6 protein-coding genes are annotated in these 6,000 nt (G+C 62.4%); 2 read left to right on the forward strand and 4 right to left on the reverse strand.

Going from position 1 to position 6,000, the window contains the following annotated elements:
* Nucleotides 1-515: 515 nt before the first annotated feature.
* On the reverse strand, nucleotides 516-1,679 hold the full coding sequence (locus C7G41_RS34040; protein ID WP_106946624.1) for a hypothetical protein: 1,164 nt from the start codon (nucleotides 1,677-1,679) through the stop codon (nucleotides 516-518).
* A 338-nt stretch (nucleotides 1,680-2,017) separates the two neighbouring features.
* On the opposite strand from C7G41_RS34040, the gene C7G41_RS34045 reads away from it, so the two are divergent.
* Nucleotides 2,018-2,641 (forward strand): helix-turn-helix transcriptional regulator, encoded by a 624-nt coding sequence (locus C7G41_RS34045; protein WP_106946625.1) that lies wholly within the window; start codon nucleotides 2,018-2,020, stop codon nucleotides 2,639-2,641.
* A 69-nt stretch (nucleotides 2,642-2,710) separates the two neighbouring features.
* Here the strand turns inward: C7G41_RS34045 and C7G41_RS34050 are convergent, their stop codons facing one another.
* The 3 genes from C7G41_RS34050 to C7G41_RS34060 all read right to left on the reverse strand — a co-directional run bounded on the left by C7G41_RS34050 (nucleotide 2,711) and on the right by C7G41_RS34060 (nucleotide 4,327).
* Nucleotides 2,711-2,959 carry a hypothetical protein gene (locus C7G41_RS34050; RefSeq protein ID WP_106946626.1) on the reverse strand — a complete coding sequence of 83 codons (249 nt, stop codon included), beginning with the start codon at nucleotides 2,957-2,959 and terminating at the stop codon, nucleotides 2,711-2,713.
* Nucleotides 2,960-3,093: 134 nt separating this feature from the next.
* On the reverse strand, nucleotides 3,094-3,471 hold the full coding sequence (locus tag C7G41_RS34055; protein ID WP_199198758.1) for an Hpt domain-containing protein: 378 nt from the start codon (nucleotides 3,469-3,471) through the stop codon (nucleotides 3,094-3,096).
* A 157-nt stretch (nucleotides 3,472-3,628) separates the two neighbouring features.
* Nucleotides 3,629-4,327: a Crp/Fnr family transcriptional regulator gene (locus tag C7G41_RS34060; protein WP_245446844.1), complete on the reverse strand. Its 699-nt coding sequence runs from the start codon at nucleotides 4,325-4,327 to the stop codon at nucleotides 3,629-3,631.
* 676 nt (nucleotides 4,328-5,003) lie between these two features.
* On the opposite strand from C7G41_RS34060, the gene C7G41_RS34065 reads away from it, so the two are divergent.
* Nucleotides 5,004-5,486, forward strand: a complete 483-nt coding sequence (locus C7G41_RS34065) for a response regulator (RefSeq protein WP_106946627.1) — start codon at nucleotides 5,004-5,006, stop codon at nucleotides 5,484-5,486.
* Nucleotides 5,487-6,000 lie beyond the last annotated feature (514 nt).

The raw sequence follows: 6,000 nt of genomic DNA on the forward strand, positions 1-6,000 counted from the left end.
TAGCGATGTGAGCAGTTTCAAATATGGAGCGCTTCAGTCGATTGTCGAATTATCTGGGTAACGTTAAAGCGCCCATCATGTCTAAAATTGTCCGGGTCTCGTTGAAGCAGTTTTTACATCTGCCCGCGCGTCGGGCGCAGGGGTGCGGCAATCACTGGAGATTTCCGCGACGTGCAGTGCGGCCGCACGCACGCGCACTGTCCTGCAATTGGACGAAGCCGCGCACGCCTCGTCAAATTGAATAATGGAGCGCCTCAATTGCCCGCGACGCTCGCATTTTTCCCGTTCGCTCGTGACGGTTCTGCGACAATGCGTCCGGGCGCGCTGGCGCCAGTGTGAAGCACATCACAAGCGGATTGCTGCACTTGCGCTATTCCTCTGGGCAGCCGGTGGTGGGCTGTCGAGGATCGCAGCAATGACGACGCGGCGAATAATGTATTGGTGGTTCAGATTCGTGCTGTCAGGGCGATTTCTCGATCGCTTCCTGTGCCTGCCGCGCGCGCATTAGCGCGGGATCAGGTTTGGCCGATCAGTTTGCGCAACGCGGCCGCGCCGTCCTCGATCGCATCGCGTCCCTTCCAGGCCAGATAGGACAGCTTTCCACCGAGCGTGTCGTGGCTGCGCAGCCGGCGCGAGCCGAGAATGTGGCCGACATTGGAAGGAAAGCGGCTCACCTCGGCGGAGACCAGCGCCGCGATCGCGTCCATCAATTGCTGGAGGCGAATGCCCCATTCGCAATGCTCGATGCCGTCGATCCGCACCTTGAGCGCATATTCGGTGTCGTAGATCTCGGTGAGCAGGTCGCGTGCGATCAGCACCCGGTTGTGCCGGAGCGCGATGCGCAAGGCGAGGCGCCTGTCGTCGAGCTGGTCGAGCACCATGTGAACGACGCAGGCATAGGGCGTGGCGGCGACATCTGCGGCGTTCTTGCTCGCGGCGGCCTTGGTGGCAAGGCGCACCAATTGCCAGAACGTCTTCAGCCGCTTCGCCACCAGCGTCAGCGCGAACGGCAGCGCCTCGGGATGGGCCTTCTTGAAGGCGTCCAAGCGTGCGGTGATCTGATCAACCTGGCCGTCGTCGAATTTCGTGATCTTCTCGGGCAGCTTTTCGTTGAACTTCGGCAGCGCGGCGCCGGCGCGCAGCACATGTTGCATCTTCTTCACGTCGTCGAATGCGGTGCGCGATGCCGTATATTGCGCGAGCTTGCCGCGCGCGAACTCGGTGCTCTCCGCCGATGCGAGGGTGCTCTCGAGAACCTTGACGACCTTGGTCTGGAAGGTCGTTGCGATCTTCAGCACTTCCTTCTGATTGTTGGCGGCGACCTGGTCGTTGATCGCCTTGATGTAGTCGCGCGCCATGGTCGGCAGCAGGTCGCGGCAGATCCACTCCCAGATCGGGGTGAGGGTGTTGCGCGAGATCCGCCCCATATTGGCATGCTCGGGCGCGCCGTCGATCAGAAGCAGCTCGAGCGGCGCAAAGAAATGGCGCGAGGGACTGGTGGCGCGCGCCTGGCTCGATCCGTCCTTGCGAAATTCGGCCCGCAACCGGGATTGGAGATCGGATGAGCCCGGCATGTCGATGCCGCACAGCTCGAGCCGTTCGAGCTCGCTGAGCAGGCAGCTGCGCGACAGCGGCGTCAGCTTCTGCAAGAAGTTCGATAGCTGGTCGATCTCGTTCATGGCACGCAATCTTCCGCAACGATTCCAGCAGGCCTACCGGCCCCATGCATGGAGGCATTTGCGCGCTCTCAATTGCGACATAGAGAAGCAAGCCGCCGTTAATATATCCGTAAAATCCGGGGCCGCAGGTAACCGGCGCGGATCGGCGTTAAGGCAGCTTCGGGTCATCGGCCCGCCATTTGGGCAGATTCAGCAACCTAAGAGTGTCGAGGGTGGTTGCTACTCAAGCATAAAGTGTGCCTGTGTCGAGGTTTCAGCACAAAGCTGCCAAATTCACCGTAGTCTTACGGAGAAAAAAGTTAACCACAGATCGCCTTGGGTTCCGCTAAACGAGTGACATGGGGTCACAGAATGATACGGCCACTGATTCGCGGCCGTCGGAATGGTACGAAAGCAACGCTGCTCCAACTGAAGAGCTCGATGTCGTCCGCCTGAACGCCGCCCGCGCCAAAGCGGCCGACGAAATGGCCGCCGCCATCGCCCGCGAGCTCAACGGTCCCCTCACGGCGCTCCTGCTCTACATGGGCGAGATCAAGCATCACAGCGATCAGCTCGCGCCGGTGACGGGCGACCGTGCCTATTTGCAGCGGGTCGTGGAGAATGCGCTGGTGCAGACCGAGCGGGTTTGCGGCCTCGTCAAACAGCTTGCCGGTTCTCACACGGGTGGCCTGCCGATCGCGTCCAGGGCCGAGGACGCCCAATCGAAGCTCACGCGCGCGCCACAGCCGCAGCGCGTGCCGAGCGCCGAAATCCTCGGCCTGTCAGGCCAGAAGCGGCTGACCAAGCGCGAGCGCGAGGTGTTGAGGCTGATAAGCGAAGGATATTCGAACAAGCAGGGTGCGCTTCGGATGCAGATCAGCCCGCGCACCTTCGAGAGCCATCGCGCCGAGGCGATGCGGAAGCTCGGTGCGCGCAACACGGCGGACCTCGTCCGTGCGGCGCTGCTGCATTCGATCGACTGAAGGCTCTTGCCTCGGGCCACTCGCCGGCGGCGAGGGCCAAGCGTGAGACGTCTCTCGAGAGAGACCCGCTCAGAAATAATCTTCGGCGAAGGGACGCGCGCGCGACGAGGGCCGCAGCGGCTTGAGCTCTTCCTTCGGCGTATTGGGAATGATCGTGATGGTCCAGCGGGGCGGCATGCTCGATTCCTGCTCCAGCACCGAACGCACGAAGCCGGTCACCGTCGCCTCGCCAGCGGCCACCGTCGCCATCCGGCCGTTGAACTGTGCGATGCGGAAGCGACGAACTTCTTTCTGGTCCGCGGTCTCGTAGGTGAACATGGAAACCCTCCTGGTTTCCGGCGACTATCGCTGCCTATGATTAGCCATCTGTGAAAATCCCAAGCCGTAGAAGTACGGCGGGGATGCACGCGTGAGTGGTTACGGCGTTTCGAGCGAGCGCGTCAAATAAGAATCTAGCCCTCCGGCTCCTGCGCGCGTGCGGCTGCGTAGGCCGCGTCCATCAGGTCCAGGAGGTCGCGAAATCCGGCGTCGCCGAGCCTCACTGCGGTGTTCTCCAGCCGCAGCGCCAGCACCGCGAGCCTGACATAGCCGAACGTTCCGGCTGCGCTCTTCAGCGAATGCGCTTCGCGCGCGATCCTGCCGTGGTCCTGCGCGAGCGAGAGCGTGCGGAACAATTGCAGGCGCGCGCAGGTCTCGCTCCAGAACACGTCGCGCACTTCGCCAGCACCGTCCTCGCCGATCTCGCGCACCAGCGCCTGGTACGCGCCCGCCTCGCGCGCGGGCTCGGCATCAAGCGCTGTCTGCGCAGCCGCGACGGTGACTTCGAACATGGTTTGGCCTGCCTTGATCACGGTTCGTTTGCCGCCGGCCCGTACAGGCGCGCGCGGCACGTCCGTGTCTACGGCATCCGGATTTCAGTTCCGGTAGCAGGACAATCCGTGTTTGCGGGCCGGAATTAGCGGCCGGTTTACCACGCCGCAGCGCCGGTCAGCGCGGACCGAGCAGCCGGTCATACTGCGCCTTCACGGTGGCGTAGCATTCGCACGCCGTCTGGCGCAGGCCGTCCAGGTTGAGGATCTGGATGTGTCCGCGGCTGTAGTGAATGAAATTCGCCTGCTGCAAGGTATTGGCGACCAGCGACACGCTGTTCCGCCGAGCGCCGATCATCTGCGCCATCGCCTCCTGGGTCAGCATCAGCCGGTAGTCGCCGGAGAGGTCATGGGTGTGCAGCAGGCAGCGCGACAGCCGCGCCTCCACCGGATGGGCGGCGTTGCAGCCCGCGGTCTGCTGCACCTGCGCGTAGACCGCCAGCCCGTGACGCGTGAGCAGCGTCCGCAGGGTGCCGCTCTGGTCGGCCGCGACGCGCAGCCGGTCGAGGTCCATCATCGAGGCGGAGCCGGGAACCAGCACGATGGCCGTGTTCAGCGCGCAGGCATCGCCCATGGTCGAGAGCGTTCCGAGCAGGCTGTCGCGGCCGATCATGGCGACTTGCACGTGCTCGCCCCTGGCGAGCTCCACCACCAGCGAGATGACGCCGCGATGGGGAAAGTAGGCGCGCTTGAGCGTTTCGCCGGTCTCGACCAGCACCGCGTCATGCGGCAGGTCGCCTGTACGCAGGTGCGGGCGGATCAATTCATAATCGTCTGCCGACAGCGCGGACAGGAACCCGTTGGAGGAACGCACTATTGTTTCCAGAGTAGCCTCCCGTCTCCCGGACCAGCGAGCCGCAGCACGCAAAACTGCTTGCCGTTCGCGCAAGTTCCATCATGTTCCCGTCGGGATATATTGGCAATTGAGACAAGTTGTCCGACCGGTGATCGCCGCTGCACGTCGGCCTCGCCAAGACAGATTCCCTGACCATTTCCAATGTACCGAGCTGCTGTCCCAGCAGATCCAGATTGGTCGACTGGAGCATCGGTCGGAGGACGGTCGCGGTCACGTTGATCCGGCGCGTCTCGAAGTGATCCGCGCTGGTGTCCGTTCGTCATCTAGTTGCGTGCCAGCAAACCATATTATAACGGTTGTGTCGCTCTGCGTATACCCGTTGGGGGGCAGACAGGCTGGTGCATTTGCGGCCGAAATGAGATTGGCGCGCTGATTCGCTCATAAGCCTGTGCGCCAGCCTGCAAGGGTTGCGCAGGTAAAAGCGGCAAGGGGCCTCCATGAGCCGGAAGCATCGCATCCGCCCTGCCATCGGACGCCGGTCGATCCGTGCATCCTCGCTTGACGGACGAGTGGCTGCCGTCCTCAAACATTGCTTTGAACCTTGGCGCGGCGTGGCCGCAGATTTTCGCGTCCATCGTCTTTCCCGCTCCGCCAACGACATTCTCAACAGTTCATTTCTCGAGCAAAGGAGCAAGGCGTGCGCCACGCTTCAATTATTGAATCGCCAAACCGGGAAGCTCAAACGGGGACAGAAAGTCTGCGCCATATTCTCGTCGTCGACGACGACCCGATGGTCTGCATGGCCATCGAGGTCTATCTCCAGCGCAACGATTTTCGGGTGACGATCGCCGAAGGAGGGGAAGCCGGACTTCGCGCCCTCGAACACCAGCAGTTCGATCTCATGATCATCGACATCTTCATGCCGCACATGCGCGGGTTTGAATCGGTCCGGATCTTTCACGAGCGGGCCCCGGCCGTTCCGCTGATCGCGATGTCCGGCTACGCGTTCGCAAATTTGAATTCGCCAGCTCCCGATTTCCTCCGGATGGCGCTGGAGCTCGGTGCGGCGCGCTGTCTGCGCAAGCCGTTCACGCCGCAAGCACTGCTCGCCGCCATCAACGATTGTCTGGCGGAGCACCGTCCCGACGGCGACCTTGCCTCGGCCGCGCACCTGGGTTAGCGCGGCCCCGGCCGCAGTGGACGCGGGTAACTGTTCGTTTACCGCAAAATGCGGATCTTGCGTATCCCGGCAAAGCACCAGGCGAAAGTGGCGAGACCGCTCCGGATTGCAGGCGTCTCGATGCAATTCCGCGAAGACGGCGCGGATCGTCCATCACATGCAGGGCTTTCCCGCGCGTCTGGTCCCGCTGTTATCGACACGTTCACCTAACGCGTCTCGCCGTTGCGGCGTGGTGCCGGTTTTGCCGAAAAACGCTGTCGCATGCGGTCGAACGGCAAACTTGTCTTCAATATCCGTATTAGCACGGAGGATGAAATTAACGGGACCGTGAAAGGGGATGTCTAACGATCCAAGGCAGCGCTTCCGTTCATGCCAAGCGCGACTCGGGCGTCGAGTCCAGATCCAGCTCAGTTAAGGCGTAGCTCATGGATGATCTGTTGCGGGAGTTTTTGACGGAAACCAGCGAGAGCCTGGACACCGTGGACAATCAGCTGGTGAAGTTCGAGCAGGAGCC

It is taken from the genome of Bradyrhizobium sp. MOS002 (genome assembly GCF_003020115.1).
In the GTDB taxonomy this organism is placed as follows: Bacteria; Pseudomonadota; Alphaproteobacteria; order Rhizobiales; family Xanthobacteraceae; genus Bradyrhizobium.

What these genes read in the sequence shown, in the direction of transcription:
- C7G41_RS34040 (WP_106946624.1), bottom strand. Translation starts at nt 1,679, where the DNA reads ATGAACGAGATCGACCAGCTATCGAACTTCTTGCAGAAGCTGACGCCG.
- C7G41_RS34045 (WP_106946625.1), top strand. Translation starts at nt 2,018, where the DNA reads ATGGGGTCACAGAATGATACGGCCACTGATTCGCGGCCGTCGGAATGG.
- C7G41_RS34050 (WP_106946626.1), bottom strand. Translation starts at nt 2,959, where the DNA reads ATGTTCACCTACGAGACCGCGGACCAGAAAGAAGTTCGTCGCTTCCGC.
- C7G41_RS34055 (WP_199198758.1), bottom strand. Translation starts at nt 3,471, where the DNA reads ATGTTCGAAGTCACCGTCGCGGCTGCGCAGACAGCGCTTGATGCCGAG.